Genomic DNA, 14,345 nt, shown 5'->3' on the forward strand with positions numbered 1-14,345 from the left:
CTGGGACGAAGTACGCCCCCATCTCACCCTTAACGGAAACCGCCTCGCTTGACATCCTCCCCCGCCTACAGGCGGGGGATTCCAGCAGTCGCCCGCTGGGTTTCCTGCTTCACCGACGACCGCCCCGTCCGGGAGGACTCCCGTTGAGGTCTTACACCGTCTCCACAGGCAGAAACGGCCAGCCCGGCCGCCAGGATGTTGCGTGCCGCGTTCACGTCGCGGTCGTGCGCGGTGCCGCAGTCGCACCTCCACTCGCGGACGTTCAGCGGCAGCTTCTCGCGGACCGTTTGGCAGTTCCCACACAGCTTGCTGGACGGGAACCGGCGGTCGATCACGACGAGTTCGCGCCCGTACCAGGCGCACTTGTACTCCAGCATCGACCGGAGTTCCGTCCATGCCGCATCCGAGATGGCGCGGGCGAGATGGCCGTTCTTCAGCAGGTTGCGGACGGTGAGGTCCTCGATCACGACCGTTTGGTTCTCACGGACGAGTCGGGTGGTCAGCTTGTGGAGGAAGTCGCGGCGCCGGTCGGCGATCCGCGCGTGGACCTTGGCGACACGACGCCGGGCCTTCTCCCTGTTCGCGGACCCCTTCGCTTTCCGCGACAGCTCACGCTGCGCGCGGGCCAGGCGGACCCGGTCACGGCGCTCGTGCCTCGGGTTGGTGACCTTCTCACCGGTGGACAGGGTCACCAGGGAGGTGACCCCGACGTCCAGGCCGATCGCCGCTGTAGTGGCGGGGGCCGGGGCGATGGTGTCCTGGCACAGCAGGGACACGAACCAGCGTCCTACCGTGTCGCGGGACACGGTCGCCGTGGGCGGCTCCGCACCTTTCGGGAGCGGACGCGACCATCGGATGCCCAGCGGCTGAGCCATCTTGGCCAGCGTCAGTTGCCCGTCGCGCCAGGTGAAGGCGCTGCGGGTGTACTCGGCCGACGCCCTGGACCTCTTCCGCGACTTGTACCGGGGGTACTTGGCCCTCTTGGCGAAGAAGTTGGCGAACGCCGTCTGAAGATGGCGCAGCGCCTGCTGGAGCGGAACGGAGGACACCTCGGCCAGAAACGCGAGTTCCCCGGTCTTCTTCCACTGCGTCAGCGCGGCGGACGACTGCACGTAGGAGATCCGTCGCTGCTCGCCGTACCAGGCCCGCGTGCGCTGCTCCAGCGCTTTGTTGTACACGAGGCGGACGCAGCCGAACGTGCGGGACAGCTCAGCTGCCTGCTCGTCCGTGGGGTAAAAGCGGTACTTGAACGCCCGCTTGACCTGCCGCGCCACGCCTCACACTCTATCAAATCCCGTGTGAGCCAAGGGGGTCGGCGGGTGGCCGGTGGACGCCGAACCGCCCTGGCGGCGAATCAGCATTCCATGCCCTGCCCCGCAGGAGTCCGCTCCCTCCCCGGCCTGAAGGCCGGGGCATCCACGGAGGAATCCCGATGAGCATTCCCAAGATCACCTTCATCGGCGCCGGTAGCGTCGTCTTCACCCAGGGCCTGCTCGCGGACCTGTTCGCCTTCGACGAGCTGAAGTCCGCGCACATCGCTCTGCACGACATCGATGCCGAACGCCTGTCCACCGCCCATGCCGCGGCCCGACTGATCGCCGCCGAGCGTCACGCCCGCCCCGTGATCAGCGCGCACCTGGACCGCCGCGAGGCGCTCGACGGTGCCCAATTCGTCATCAACATGGTGCAGATCGGCATGGGCGAGGCCACCCACACCGACTTCGAGATCCCCGCCCGCTACGGTCTGCGCCAGACGATCGGCGACACCCTCGGCATCGGCGGCATCTTCCGCGCCCTGCGCACCTTCCCCTTTCTGAAGGAGCTCGGCCAGGACATCGACGAGATCTGCCCGGACGCCTGGCTGCTCAACTACACCAACCCGATGGCGATGAACGTCCAATACCTCAGCCAGGCCACCGGACTGACCAAGGTGGTCGGCCTGTGCCACTCGGTATACTGGACGATGCGGGGCCTCGCCGACCTGGTCAAGGTCCCCTACGAGGAGGTCACTTACCAGGCCGCCGGTGTCAACCACCAGGCCTGGGTGCTGCGCTTCGAGCATCAGGGCAGCGATCTGTATCCGCGCCTCGACGCTCTGATCGCCGACGACGAACAGTTGCGCCGCCGGGTGCGCGTCGACATGTACCGACGCCTTGGCCATTACCCGACGGAGACCAGCGAGCACTCGGCCGAATATGTGCCCTGGTACCTGCACCACAACGGCGAGATCGACCGGCTGCGGCTGCCCATCGGCGAGTATCTGCGCACCGTCCAGGAGAACGTCACCGCCTATGAGAAGACCCGCGAGGCCCTGGCCTGCGGTGCTCCGATTGCCGTCGAGGGCACCATGGAGTACGCACCCCAGATCATCCACAGCATCGTCACCGGAACACCCTGCACGATCTACGGCAACGTCCCCAACCAGGGTCTGATCCACAACCTGCCTGGGAGCGGGGTCGTGGAAGTGCCGTGCCTGGTCGACTCCTCAGGCGTCCAACCCACCCGCATCGGTGCGCTGCCACCCCAACTGGCGGCCCTCAACCGCGCCTATCTGAGCACCAACGACCTGGTGGTGCGGGCCGCGATACAGGATGAGCCCCGCCACATCCGGCATGCCGCGATGACCGACCCGGCCACCGCCGCGGCGCTGACCGTCGATCAGATCTGGCAGCTGTGCGACGACATGGTCAAAGCCCACGCCGACGCCCTTCAGCCCGGTCTGCGCGCCGTCCTCGGCAGCTGACCAGCACACGCACGAGCCACCCTCGGCCGACGGCCTCGCCCGGTTGCTGCCTCCGTGCTGTCGGGCACCTCACCACGACGGCGCTTCCTGAGAGGGGGTCTTCACGCCGCCCATGCACTGCGCGACGCCGGTGCCGAACGCGTGGTGTTCTCGCTCGGAGCGGACGGCATGCTCGCCGTGGACGCCCACGGCACCTGGTCCGTCCGCCCAAGCGCTGCCAGCGGTAGCATCCAGCCACGTCGCACCAGGACGCGGCGTCAGCTGCCGAGGCGGGGTCGTGCACTCCAGCACAGTGGAGCTCGTTTTGCGCCTCATCAATGGCCCATCGACTGCATCTCGGCTCGGTGTCCAAGGGCTGGACTCTCGGCCGGCCTCGCCTTCCGCGCACACGCTTCCTCTCCGCGCGACTCGTCCCGCCTGACGACTCTTGCGCGGCCCGGTCCACGGGATCGTCCTGAATCACCGGGAGATCACCTCGTCGGGACGGGGCCGTGTGTCATGCGCCCGCTTTTGAATTCGCGAGCTTGGAGAGGCAGATGACCCGAGAGCGCAACTCCGCTCCCACAATGCATCGTTCCGACCGCGTGAGCGCAATCCTGGAAAGACTGGCCTGCGGCGGCACAGTGAACGTCGTCGGCGTGGCCCGAGAGCTGGGGGTCTCGGTCGCGACAATTCGGCGGGACCTCTCGTTGCTGGACGAGCAGAACCTCCTCATCCGCACCCGCGGTGGCGCAGTGGGCCGCGCCGTGGCCTACGAGCTGCCGGTCCGCTACCGCGACAGCAAGAGCCGTGCGGCCAAGCAGGCGATCGCGCGGATGGCCATGCGCTGCATGACGTCCGGCCATCAGGTCGTGGCGATCAACGGCGGCACCACGACCGGCGAGGTCGCCCGGCTGCTGGCGACCCGGACCGATCTGACGGTGATCACCAACGCGCTGAACATTGCGGGCGCCCTGGTGAACAAGCCGCGGGTGAAGCTGCTCGTCACGGGTGGCGTGGCTCGGCCCAACTCCTACGAACTCGTCGGGCCGGTGGCCGAAGGGACCGTGGGAAGGGTGAACATCGACACCGCGTTCATCGGCATCGACGGGATCAACGCCAAGGCCGGACTGTCGACGTACGACAAAGTCGAGGCACAGATCAACGCTCTGATGATCAGCCGGGCTCGGCGGGTCGTGGTGGTGGCCGACGGTTCCAAGATCGGTCGAGACCTGTTCGCACACGTGGCAGACCTTCGCGTCGTGACCGAGTTGGTCACGGACACGAGCGCGGACGTCGATGAGCTGGCCGCGATTGCCGCGCGTGGCGTCGTGGTGAGGATTGCCGAGGTCGGTGGCCGTCGTACTCGGTCGGGATGACCATCACCGGCGGTATCCGCCGCACTCTTGAAGGTCTCTCCTTCGGTGTGGACCCCGGCCGTCGAGCTGGTCGGTGAGGTCCCTGAGGGCGCCTGGGTCGCCGAGGTTCGTGCCGACAGCGCCTGACTGACCGGCAGCCCGGAGGGGACACGTTGAGCAGTGTTTCGTCCCTACCGCGCACAGCGTGAAGGCCGCGCCGCAGCGTAGAGGAACCGCACACTCGCGATGAGCGATCCGACGGAATCGCTCACTGCGGCTGCGCACTTCATTCAACAGTCCTCGACCATTCCGAGAACACGCTGCTACCTATTCGCCCAGCACGGGAATTCTCGCACTCTCCATGGAGGAAACACATGCGGTATACCCGCAATCTCAGGTGGTCGGCCATCGTCGCTTCCTTCGGTCTCGCGCTCGCCGGCGCCGTCGTCTTGGCCCCGTCCGCGTCCGCGACACCCGCCCCACCAGCCCCGGTGGCGTGCACCGGGGGGCCGTGCTGGCATCCGGCGCTGAACACGTCCTGGAACTGGGTCCTGTCCTCGGTACCCACCGCGCCGTACCGAAACGTTCAGATGTACGACGTGGACGGCTTCAACGCGTCGGCCGCGGACGTGTCGTCCCTGCACAACGCCGGCATCAAGGCCGTCTGCTACATATCCGCCGGCAGCTACGAGGACTGGCGCCCGGACGCCTCACAGTTCCCCGCCTCAGTTCTCGGGAAGAACAACGGCTGGCCCGGGGAGAAGTGGCTGGACATCCGCGAGATACAGAACGAGAGCAGCGTGCTCCGCTCGATCATGGACGCCCGGCTGGACATGTGCCGCGCCAAGGGCTTCGACATGGTCGAGTTGGACAACGTTGACGGCTACACCAACAAGACCGGTTTCCCGCTGACGGCCGCCGACCAGCTGTACTACAACGCGACGTTGGCCAACGACTCGCACGCGCGAGGGCTGACCGTGCTGCAGAAGAACGACAATGAGCAGATCCCGGACCTGCTGCCGTATTTCGACGGCGCGATGAACGAACAGTGCAACCAGTACAAGGAATGCACGACCGCTCAGACCGGGTCCTACGGACTCGACCAGTACGTCGCCGCAGGCAAGCCCGTCTTCCAGGCCGAGTACAAGCTCTCAACCTCATCGTTCTGTGCCCAGGACAACGCGAACAACTTCAACGGCGTGAGGTTCGCCCTCAACCTCGACGACACGGTGTTCGAACCGTGCCGGTGAGTCGGACTCGATGACGCCGGCCGTGGACCGGACACCCAAGGCCGGTCCACGGATCCGGCCATCGATCGGTCAACCGGGCTGCGAGGCCAGCAGTCCCGCGCAGGCCGGCCTTTGCCTCAACAACCGGCGTCATGGGCCTTCTCCGTTGGGGAGGATTGGTTCGTGGGCTGGACGGATGCGAAGTAGCGCTCGACTGCAGGATCGGGGCGGGGTACGTCGATCGGGTGGCCGTCGGCGCGCAGTGACGCGGTGGCCGCGCATGCCGCCGCCACCGCGTCGCGCGCGGCGATCGGTGACGTCATGGTCGGCGCCCCGTCCCGGATGAATCGTACGAACTCGTTCACGATCCGCGGGTCGGTTCCCGCGTGTGTGCCGTCCTCCGCGGGGACGGGGACGACGAGGTCGGCGTCGTCGCGATAGTCGGAGCGGCGTTGCCAGACTTTGACGACGGCGTCCTCGTCGCCGAAGTTCTCCAGCCGTCCCTCGGTGCCGACGACGGTGTAGTTGCGCCAGTAGTCGGGAGTGAAGTGGCATTGCTGGTAGCTGGCGAACCCGCCGTCGTCGAGCTGCATGAGCATCATCGACAGGTCCTCGACGTCGACCACGGGGTGCAGCCCGCGCTGTGCCAGCGGTGGCCAGTTCTCCTCGGGCTTCCACCAGTCAGTCATCACCTGGCCGTCGCGTCCGGCGCGGTCAGTGATGTCGCCGTAAACCGACAGCCCGCCGAGGGCGGTCACCCGTCTGGTTGCGGCGCCCGCCAGCCAGTGGATCACGTCGATGTCATGGACGCCCTTCTGCACCAGCAGCCCAGTGGTGTTGCGACGGTCGGCGTGCCAGTCCTTGAAGTAGAAGTCGCCGCCATGCCCAACGAAATGCCGGCACCAGATCGCCTTGACCTGCCCGACTGCACCCCGCTGGATCAGGTCTCGCATTGCGCGTACCACCGGCATGTGGCGCATGTTGTGGCCGACGTACAGTCGCGTGTCCGACCGCCGGGCCGCGTCGAGGATGCGGTCACACCCGGCCGTGGTGATGGCCAGCGGCTTCTCGACGAACGTCGCGATGCCGGCCTCGAGAAACGCCACCGCAATCTCCTCGTGCGTGTGGTCGGGGGTGACCACGAACACGCCGTCGAGCTCGGCGTCGAGCAACGCGCGGTAGTCGGCCACCACGCGCACGTCCGGGCCGTAGCGAGCCACTGCCGACTCGCGGCGCAACCGGTGGCTGTCGCATGCAGCCACGATTCGTGACCCTGCTCCGGGTCGGTGCGCGTACTCGGCCAGTGCGCTGCGCACACCGAGCCCCACCACACCGAGCCTGACGTCCGTCACAGAACTCATCCCATCCCCTTTGCAGCAAGGCGCCCCCGGGCTGCGAGCCCCGCGCCGGGCCAAGCTCTGCAAGTGTGCTTAATTCTGCGCGAGTTCGCAGCATATCGAGCAGAAACACGCAAGTATCGGGGTGTGAAGCATTGACAGGCTCACTTGCGGCCTATTTACTCCCGGCAGTGCCGATGTCGTGTACTCGGTGCAGAGGTACGCCCAGCCGGTAGCTGGTTTTGAGCCAGGAGCCCGGCCCGAGTCGCCAGGATCGCCGTCCGCGTCCGAGGCGGGGTCGTGCCCACCATCTCTTGGAGCTCAGACATGAGCCGTATGCCTGTTCTCTCCCGCAAGAAGCTCGGCATAGCCGCCGCATGTGCCGCGGCTCTGGCCGGCACGCTGCTCGTCCCGGCAACCGCTTCGGCCGACCCCATTGCGCCCCCCACCCATGCCGGGGTCGACTACCAGATCGGCGGCGCCTACACCCCGCCCGAGGGCGTCCAGATCGTCATTCGTGACCACGGGGCGTCCCCGGCTGCCGGCCTGTACAACGTCTGCTACGTCAACACGTTCCAGGCACAACCCGGGGCCGAGTCCGAGTGGGACGCGGACCTGCTGCTGCGCGACGCCTCCGGCAACATCGTCTACGACACCGAGTGGAAGGAGGCCCTCCTCGACATCCGCAGCGCCGAGAAGCGGGAACGCATCATGGCCAAGGTGGGCCCCTGGATCGACGGCTGCCGCGACCATGGCTTTCAGGCCATCGAACCGGACAACTACGACAGCTACCTCCGCTCCGGTGGACTGCTGAGCACCACCGACGCACAGGAGTTCATCAAGCTTCAGTCAGCGCGCGCCCACAACGACGGACTGGCGATCGGCCAGAAGAACACCGCCGAACTGGCCGCCAACAGGGTCGCCAACGGTCTCGACTTCGCGGTCAGCGAGGAATGCGGGCAATACGTCGAGTGCGGCGACTACACCGCCGCCTTCGGCGACAACGTGATCGTGATCGAGTACACCGACACGGGTCTTGCCGACGCCTGTGCCGGGTGGGGCGACATGCTCAGCATCGTCCAGCGCGACGTCCAAGTATCGCCGGCGGGCAGCCCTGAATACGTCCGCCAGACCTGTTGAACCCGGCGCCCTCCGACGCAGTGGGCCTCCTGAGAACGCAGGCGAATGGCGTGGCGCTGTTACGGTCGCTCAACTCGCCCCCGCAGCCGCGCGGCCCGCTTCAGCGGCTGGGGAGGCGTGATCCAGCCTTCGAAGGCGAGCTGGAAGGCGTTCAAGGGCGCCTTCCAGTGCCAGCTGGGCCGACCTGCCGTGCCACCGTACACGCCCCCCTGAACCGTGACCGCAAGCGTGCCAGACCCGCATCCGCGGCACCGCACCCTGCACGATCCGTCAGTAACCGTTGCAGCATCTTTCTCAGGGCAGGACCCATGACGCGCGCCATTTCCCTTCACCACGTCAGCAAGAGATACCGGCGCGCGGAGCATGCCGTCGACAATGTCTCCCTCAATGTCGAACCGGGGGAGTTCCTGGTCCTGCTCGGCCCGTCGGGCTGCGGGAAGTCCACGGTGCTACGGATGATCGCGGGCCTGGAGGACATCACCGAGGGCGACCTGTACCTGGACGGCGAGCACGCCAACGACATCCCGCCGAGCGAGCGGGACATGGCGATGGTGTTCCAGAGCTTCGCGCTCTACCCGAACATGACCATCCGCGACAACATCGGCTTCCCGCTGCGCGTGCAGGACCCGCACGCCGACCGCACCCCCCGCGTCGAGGAGACCGCGCGGATGCTCGGCATCGGGGATCTGCTGGACCGCTATCCCCGCCAACTCTCCGGTGGCGAGCGCCAGCGCGTGGCGATGGGCCGGGCGATCTCCCGGCGGCCTTCCGCCTTCCTGATGGACGAGCCGCTGTCCAACCTCGACGCCAAGCTGCGCAGCCAATTGCGGGCCGAAATCGCCCAGCTCACCGCCGAGTTGGGGGTGACCACCCTCTACGTCACCCATGACCAGGTCGAGGCCATGTCGCTCGGCCACCGCGTCGCCGTCCTGCGCGGCGGGGTGCTCCAGCAGGTCGGCACCCCGCGCGAGATCTACGCCCTGCCCGACAATGTCTTCGTCGCGGCCTTCGTCGGCACCCCGCGCATGAACCTGCTGCAGGCCGTCGTGCAGGCACCACTGGGCCGCCCGATGTCGATCGTCCTGGGCCGGCAGCGGCTGCCGCTGCCCGCAGAGCTCAGCGCGGACCAGCAGCTGCTGCGCATCCAGCAGGGCCGGCAGATCATCGTGGGGCTGCGCTCCGAGGCCGCGCGGATTGCCCCGCCCAGCCAGGCCCGAGCGGGCGAGGTCGCGCTGACCGGGATCGTGCAGCACCTGGACTACCAGGGGCACGAGACGCTGGTGCACCTGGACACCGGCTCGACCCCGGCCGTGGTCGCCGACCTGGAGTCGCCGCGGCAGCAGCAGCCCGGCAGCAGCCGCAGGACCACCGGCCCGGGGATGCTGACCCGGATCAAGGACCGTGCGCTGGCGCAGATCGCCGCACCGGTGGCGGTACTGGACCCGCCGAAGGCGCCCCGGCAGCGGGCCGTCTCCGCCGGTGACCTCGTCGTGCGCACGGGCGCGGACCTGCGGCTGCGGACCGGAGCGCAGGTGCCGCTCCTGGTGGACATGGCGCAGCTGTACTTCTTCGACCAGCTGGGCCGCAGGATCTGCCCGACGCCCGCCCAAGTGCCCGGCCTATGATCCGGTTGGCCACGCCCGTACCGGTGAGCGGGAGCCTGCACCGTTCGGCGATCTTAGGCGCCGTCCTTGGCCACATGATCGGTGAGGACGATGCTGCGGGCAGCGGCAACGAGGTCCATCACGCTGCCCCTACCCTTCACTGAGCAGGGCTGCCCTGAGCGGGCCACTGCGCGGTACCGTCCAATCATGCCGTGGGATTCGACCGCTACGGCCGCCCTGCTCCTGGCAGCAGCACTGGTGATCATCATCGGGGCCGCGGTCTTCCTGCTGCGTTCCGTCGGTAGGCGTCAGTTCCTCGGCAGCGCGCAGGAGCGAGCCACGTACGAGACTCTGCACACGGCCTCATTGGCCGCGCCGCCGTTGCGGGCCCGGCTGAACGCGGACAGTGCGCGACGGGCTGGACGGCATCTGCGTGTGTTGCTCGGTGTGCCCGCACTGACCCTGACCGATACGTTTGGCGCGGTGCTGGCCTGGGACGGCTCCGTCCCCGGCGCCGGACACGATCATCAAGAGGCGGTATCCAGGCACGCTCGGCGCGCCCTGGCCAGCGGGCGCACGGAGGTCCTGGGCCCCGGCGACACCCCCTGTGACGTGCCGGACTGCCTGCTGCGGCAGGGGGTGGTCGTGCCACTGATCGTCGCGGGCCAGCCGGAGGGCACGCTCGCCGTCTACGGATCCTCGGCCACCACGGGCCTGGTCCGAGCCGCTACGGAGGTCGCGCGCTGGGTGTCGACACAGCTGGAGCTGGCCGAACTCGATCGCTCCCGCACGGCCGTGGCGGAGGCGGAGACCCGCGCGCTGCGTGCTCAGATTTCGCCCCACTTCATCTACAACTCACTGTCAGCCATCGCGTCTTTCGTCCGGACCGACCCTGAGCGGGCCAGAGAGCTGCTGCTCGGTTTTGCAGAGTTCACCCGTTATTCCTTTCGACGGCATGGTGACTTCACTTCCCTCGCCGAGGAGCTGCGCTGTATCGACCGCTACCTGCTGCTGGAGCGTGCCCGTTTCGGCGGCCGCCTCGAGGTCACGCTGCGCGTGGCACCAGAGGTCCTCTCCGTGGTGGTTCCCTTCTTGTGCCTGCAGCCTCTTGTTGAGAACGCGGTCCGCCACGGCCTGGAGTGCCGTGCCGGTCCAGGCCATCTGGTGATCACTGCCGAGGACGCGGGCAGCGAGGCGCGTATCAGCGTGGAGGACGACGGTGCGGGCATGGACCCCGAGCGGCTGGCGGCCACGCTCAGGGGCGAGACAAAACCGGGTGCGGACGGGCCCTCCGGCTCCGAGCGTCGCCGGGAACCGGGAATCGGGCTGCGCAACGTCGATGAGCGGCTGCGGCATGTCTACGGGGACGCGTACGGGCTGGTGGTGGAGACCGCGCCGGGGGCCGGAACGAAGGTGCGGATACAGGTGCCGAAGTTCCATCCTCAAGCCGTCCAGCAGGGGCCCGACCACGGCTGAGAGCAGCCGACCACGGCTGAAGAGCAACTGGGCGCGGCTGAGAGCAACCATGCACATTCGGTGCGTATCGTGCGCCCGCCGCGGGTTCCACCCCGAGTGCAGGTGTGGTTAACCTCGCACTATGCTCCACGTCCTCGCGGTAGACGACGAGGCGCCCGCGCTGGAGGAGCTGGCCTACCTGCTCCGCCGCGACGCGCGGGTCGCCGAAGTGCGGACCGCGACGGACGGCACCCAGGCACTTCTCGAGATCGACCGGGCCCTGGGGGCGGGACGGCCCCTCGATGCCGTCTTCCTCGATATCGGCATGCCCGATCTGGACGGCGTGGCCATCGCTCGCTTGATCTCCCGTTTCGCCAGACCGCTGCGGCTGGTGTTCGTGACCGCGCACGAAGACTACGCGGTCGACGCGTTCTCCCTGCACGCCGCCGACTACGTCCTCAAACCGGTGGACCCGGAACGTCTGGCCGAGGCGGTGCGCCGGATTGCAGACGAGACCAACGAGCCCACCGAAGAAGCCGCGCCCGAGGAAACCGCGCAAGCCACAGTCCCTCCTGCCGACGAGGTCATCAGTGTCGAGCTGGGCGGGGTGACATGTTTCGTCCGGCGCAGCGAAGTCCTCTACGCCGAGGCCCAGGGCGACTACGCGCGCCTTCACGCTTCCTCGGGCACCCACCTGGTGCGGACGTCCCTGGCCGCCCTGGAGGAGCGCTGGCGCGATGCCGGTTTCCTGCGTATCCACCGCGGCTATCTGGTCGCCGTCACGGCGGTGAATGAGATACGGATGGAAGCCGGAAGGACCTGCGTGCGGCTCGGGGACACGGTACTGCCCGTCAGCCGGCGCCATGTACGTCAGGTCAGGGACGTCCTGGTCCGCCACGCGTTCACCCGCCGCCCCGAAGCCCCTCCCGGGAGCCCGCCCGCGCGAAGTGGTGGGCCGTCCGCCACCGCTCAACGGCCTGGACGGCCTTCCCTTCCCCACCGTGACGGTGCGAGATGACGGGCGAGGTGGACCGTCGCGGCGATCCGGGAGCGTCCAAGCCGCCTCCGCGCCGCGTCACCGTGGCCCATCCCAGGACATTGGCGTCCCTCGGACAAGGGCAGCCGGTCGCCCGGCAGACATCCGTCAGCGACGACCTGGGCCGGCAGACCCCCCTCGGTGACGTCTACCTCCGCTCGCTCATGCGCAGCCAGCTTCGCCTCGGCCTCGCCGTCGTGGGCGTCCTCGTCCTCGTCCTGGGAGGCCTTCCGTATCTCGTCTTCTCGACGCCCGCCCTCCGGGACGGGACCCTGGCCGGGATCCCCGTGGCCTGGCTCATCCTCGGCGTGGCGGTGCACCCGGTCATCCTCATCCTCGCCCGGGTGTGCCTGCGCCACGCCCGCAGCAATGAGAGCGACTTCGTCGATCTGATCGAGCGCTCATGACAGACGCCCGCCGCACCCGGCGCCGGCCCCCGTCGGGAAACCGAACCCCATGAACAGCAATGCCCAGTCCATTGCGGCCGTGGCCCTGGTGTCCGTCGCCACCGCCCTGTTCAGCGTCTACGGTCTGCGGCCGGGACGGGCCACATCCGACTTCTACGTCGCCTCCCGCGCAGTCTCCCCCTTCCGTAATGCCTCGGCGATCGGCGGCGAGTACCTCTCCGCGGCCTCCTTCCTCGGCATCGCCGGGCTGGTGCTGGCCTACGGCGCCGAGATGCTCTGGTTCGGCGTCGGCTACACCGCCGGATACCTGGTGCTCCTGGCGTTCGTCGCCGCCCCCCTGCGCCGCTCCGGCGCGTACACGCTGCCGGACTTCGCCGAGGCCCGCCTGGAGTCCCTCCGCGTGCGCCGCCTGACGGCGCTGCTGGTGGTGTTCACCGGCTGGCTCTATCTGCTCCCGCAGCTGCAAGGTGCAGGACTGACACTGCGTACCGTCACCGATGCCCCGTTGTGGGTCGGACCAGTGATCGTCACCACCGTGGTGATGATCACCGTCGCCTCCGGCGGGATGCGCAGCGTGACCTTCGTCCAGGCGTTCCAGTACTGGCTCAAGCTCACCGCACTGGCCATCCCCGTGATCTTCCTGTTGCTGGCCTGGCGCGCCGACGGAGCCCCCTGGCCGAGCGCCGACGCTCCGCCCCGGTTCCGGGAGGCGACGACAGTCTCCGTCCAGCAGGCCGTACGCGTACACGTCGAAGAACCCGTGACCGTCACGGTGCGCGGCAGTGCCGACGGACACCAGCTGGAGAACGCACCTGTGCGGCTCACCGTGGGAGCCCACCAGTTCGGGGAAGGAACGCGGGTGAGGTTCCCCGCCGGGGCCGACGTCCCCCACCCCGCAGGGCAAGAGCCGCTGCCCGGCAAGGACTGGTCCCGGCCGCTGTCGGGCACCCCCTATCCGGTGTACGGGACGTACTCACTGCTCCTTGCCACCTTGCTCGGCACCATGGGGCTGCCGCACGTGATCGTGCGCTTCTACACCAACCCCGATGGAGCGGCCGCCCGCCGCACCACCTGGGCCGTGCTGTGGCTGCTCGCCGCGTTCTACGTCCTGCCTCCCGTGTACGGGGCGCTGGGCCGGCTGTACACCCCGGAACTGCTGATGACCGGCCGTACGGATGCGGCCGTACTGCTGCTGCCCACCCGGCTCGTCGACGGAGCCGCCGGAGTGCTGCTGGGCACGTTGGTGACCGCGGGCGCCTTCGCGGCGTTCCTGTCGACGGCGTGCGGCCTGACCGTCTCGGTGGCCGGGGTGCTCGGCCAGGAACTGGGACACATCCGGGCAGGTCTCAGAGCACGCCTGGCGCGCCACCGCATGCCAGTGGGTCGACCGCGCCGCAGGAGAATGTGGCGAGTGGCCCGGCTCGAAGGCCGTGCGGACGTCCTGCGCCTACGGTTCGCCGGGGTGGCAGCGGCCTGTGTGCCGTGCGTGCTCTCTCTCGCCGTGGTTCACCGACCGGCGGCGGACGTCGTCGGACTGGCGTTCGCGGTGGCCGCCTCGTCGTTCTCGCCCCTGCTGCTTCTCGGTATCTGGTGGCGGGGCCTGACGCCGCAGGGCGCCGTCGCGGGCTTGCTCGTCGGCGGGGGCGCCACCTTCGGCGCGGTGGCCTTCACCATGGTCGGCCGACCGTTCGGGGGCTGGATGGGTGCCGTGCTGAGCCGTCCGGCGGCCTGGAGCGTGCCACTGGCTTTCGTCGTGATGATGGGGACGTCCTGGCTGACCCGGAGCAGCATCCCTCCCACCACTGCGCGCACGCTGGTCCGCCTCCACGCGCCGGAATCGCTGGTGCTGCCGCGCCGGGGCTCAGCGGCCGTGACCGCGGATGACAGCAGGCGTATCGAGTGAGATCGGGGCGCGGCCGGCCGTCGTGCAGGCCGGCTGTGCAGTGAGACCCGCTGGGGGACGGCCCGGAACGCAGCGCGGCCGGTTCTCGATCCGCTCGTTGGTGGGGCGGTCCGGCAAGACCGCCCCTGACGCACCAAGAGCCGACTACACCGCG

At 68.6% G+C, this 14,345-nt stretch carries 11 protein-coding genes and 1 pseudogene; 10 read left to right on the forward strand and 2 right to left on the reverse strand.

Translation table 11 applies throughout. The features are described 5' to 3' along the window. Positions 1–65: 65 nt before the first annotated feature. Complete coding sequence (locus F7R91_RS33075; RefSeq protein WP_150955499.1) at positions 66–1,274, reverse strand: RNA-guided endonuclease InsQ/TnpB family protein; 1,209 nt, start codon at positions 1,272–1,274, stop codon at positions 66–68. Positions 1,275–1,432: 158 nt separating this feature from the next. Between F7R91_RS33075 and melA the strand changes: the two genes are divergently transcribed. From melA to F7R91_RS33090, 4 genes and pseudogenes are all read left to right on the forward strand, one after another. Then, positions 1,433–2,743 carry an alpha-glucosidase/alpha-galactosidase gene (gene melA, locus F7R91_RS33080; protein ID WP_150955502.1) on the forward strand — a complete coding sequence of 437 codons (1,311 nt, stop codon included), beginning with the start codon at positions 1,433–1,435 and terminating at the stop codon, positions 2,741–2,743. 584 nt (positions 2,744–3,327) lie between these two features. After that, on the forward strand, positions 3,328–4,101 hold the full coding sequence (locus tag F7R91_RS33085; RefSeq protein ID WP_230989824.1) for a DeoR/GlpR family DNA-binding transcription regulator: 774 nt from the start codon (positions 3,328–3,330) through the stop codon (positions 4,099–4,101). After that, a pseudogene (locus tag F7R91_RS44530) lies at positions 4,068–4,209 on the forward strand (IS1380 family transposase); the annotation flags it as partial. The gene F7R91_RS33085 and the pseudogene F7R91_RS44530, both read left to right, overlap by 34 nt. Before the next feature lie 245 nt (positions 4,210–4,454). Then, a complete protein-coding gene (locus F7R91_RS33090; protein WP_150955507.1) occupies positions 4,455–5,330 on the forward strand; it encodes an endo alpha-1,4 polygalactosaminidase in 876 nt (291 codons plus the stop codon). Positions 5,331–5,446: 116 nt separating this feature from the next. On the opposite strand, the gene F7R91_RS33095 is transcribed toward F7R91_RS33090, so the two are convergent. Further along, complete coding sequence (locus F7R91_RS33095; RefSeq protein WP_150955630.1) at positions 5,447–6,661, reverse strand: Gfo/Idh/MocA family protein; 1,215 nt, start codon at positions 6,659–6,661, stop codon at positions 5,447–5,449. A 312-nt stretch (positions 6,662–6,973) separates the two neighbouring features. Here F7R91_RS33095 and F7R91_RS33100 point away from each other — a divergent pair, with 312 nt between their 5' ends. The 6 genes from F7R91_RS33100 (at position 6,974) to F7R91_RS33130 (ending at position 14,191) form a co-directional block, all read left to right on the forward strand. Continuing rightward, positions 6,974–7,786, forward strand: coding sequence for an endo alpha-1,4 polygalactosaminidase (locus F7R91_RS33100; protein WP_150955510.1), 813 nt, complete (start codon positions 6,974–6,976; stop codon positions 7,784–7,786). 308 nt (positions 7,787–8,094) lie between these two features. After that, positions 8,095–9,411: an ABC transporter ATP-binding protein gene (locus F7R91_RS33105; protein ID WP_150955513.1), complete on the forward strand. Its 1,317-nt coding sequence runs from the start codon at positions 8,095–8,097 to the stop codon at positions 9,409–9,411. Between the two features lie 186 nt (positions 9,412–9,597). Continuing rightward, on the forward strand, positions 9,598–10,866 hold the full coding sequence (locus F7R91_RS33115) for a sensor histidine kinase (RefSeq protein WP_150955516.1): 1,269 nt from the start codon (positions 9,598–9,600) through the stop codon (positions 10,864–10,866). Between the two features lie 121 nt (positions 10,867–10,987). Continuing rightward, positions 10,988–11,863: a LytR/AlgR family response regulator transcription factor gene (locus F7R91_RS33120; RefSeq protein WP_150955519.1), complete on the forward strand. Its 876-nt coding sequence runs from the start codon at positions 10,988–10,990 to the stop codon at positions 11,861–11,863. After that, entirely contained in the window at positions 11,860–12,288 is a 429-nt protein-coding gene (locus F7R91_RS33125) for a hypothetical protein (RefSeq protein WP_225320914.1), read from the forward strand. The genes F7R91_RS33120 and F7R91_RS33125 overlap by 4 nt, the downstream gene beginning before the upstream one ends. A 49-nt stretch (positions 12,289–12,337) precedes the next feature. Continuing rightward, the gene (locus F7R91_RS33130; protein WP_150955522.1) at positions 12,338–14,191 is read left to right on the forward strand and encodes a sodium/solute symporter; all 1,854 of its coding nucleotides are present in this window, start codon (positions 12,338–12,340) and stop codon (positions 14,189–14,191) included. Positions 14,192–14,345 lie beyond the last annotated feature (154 nt).

The organism is Streptomyces luteolifulvus, assembly GCF_008806595.1.
Taxonomy (GTDB): domain Bacteria; phylum Actinomycetota; class Actinomycetes; order Streptomycetales; family Streptomycetaceae; genus Streptomyces; species Streptomyces luteolifulvus.

What these genes read in the sequence shown, in the direction of transcription:
- melA (WP_150955502.1), top strand. Translation starts at nt 1,433, where the DNA reads ATGAGCATTCCCAAGATCACCTTCATCGGCGCCGGTAGCGTCGTCTTC.
- F7R91_RS33090 (WP_150955507.1), top strand. Translation starts at nt 4,455, where the DNA reads ATGCGGTATACCCGCAATCTCAGGTGGTCGGCCATCGTCGCTTCCTTC.
- F7R91_RS33100 (WP_150955510.1), top strand. Translation starts at nt 6,974, where the DNA reads ATGAGCCGTATGCCTGTTCTCTCCCGCAAGAAGCTCGGCATAGCCGCC.
- F7R91_RS33105 (WP_150955513.1), top strand. Translation starts at nt 8,095, where the DNA reads ATGACGCGCGCCATTTCCCTTCACCACGTCAGCAAGAGATACCGGCGC.
- F7R91_RS33115 (WP_150955516.1), top strand. Translation starts at nt 9,598, where the DNA reads ATGCCGTGGGATTCGACCGCTACGGCCGCCCTGCTCCTGGCAGCAGCA.
- F7R91_RS33120 (WP_150955519.1), top strand. Translation starts at nt 10,988, where the DNA reads ATGCTCCACGTCCTCGCGGTAGACGACGAGGCGCCCGCGCTGGAGGAG.
- F7R91_RS33125 (WP_225320914.1), top strand. Translation starts at nt 11,860, where the DNA reads ATGACGGGCGAGGTGGACCGTCGCGGCGATCCGGGAGCGTCCAAGCCG.
- F7R91_RS33130 (WP_150955522.1), top strand. Translation starts at nt 12,338, where the DNA reads ATGAACAGCAATGCCCAGTCCATTGCGGCCGTGGCCCTGGTGTCCGTC.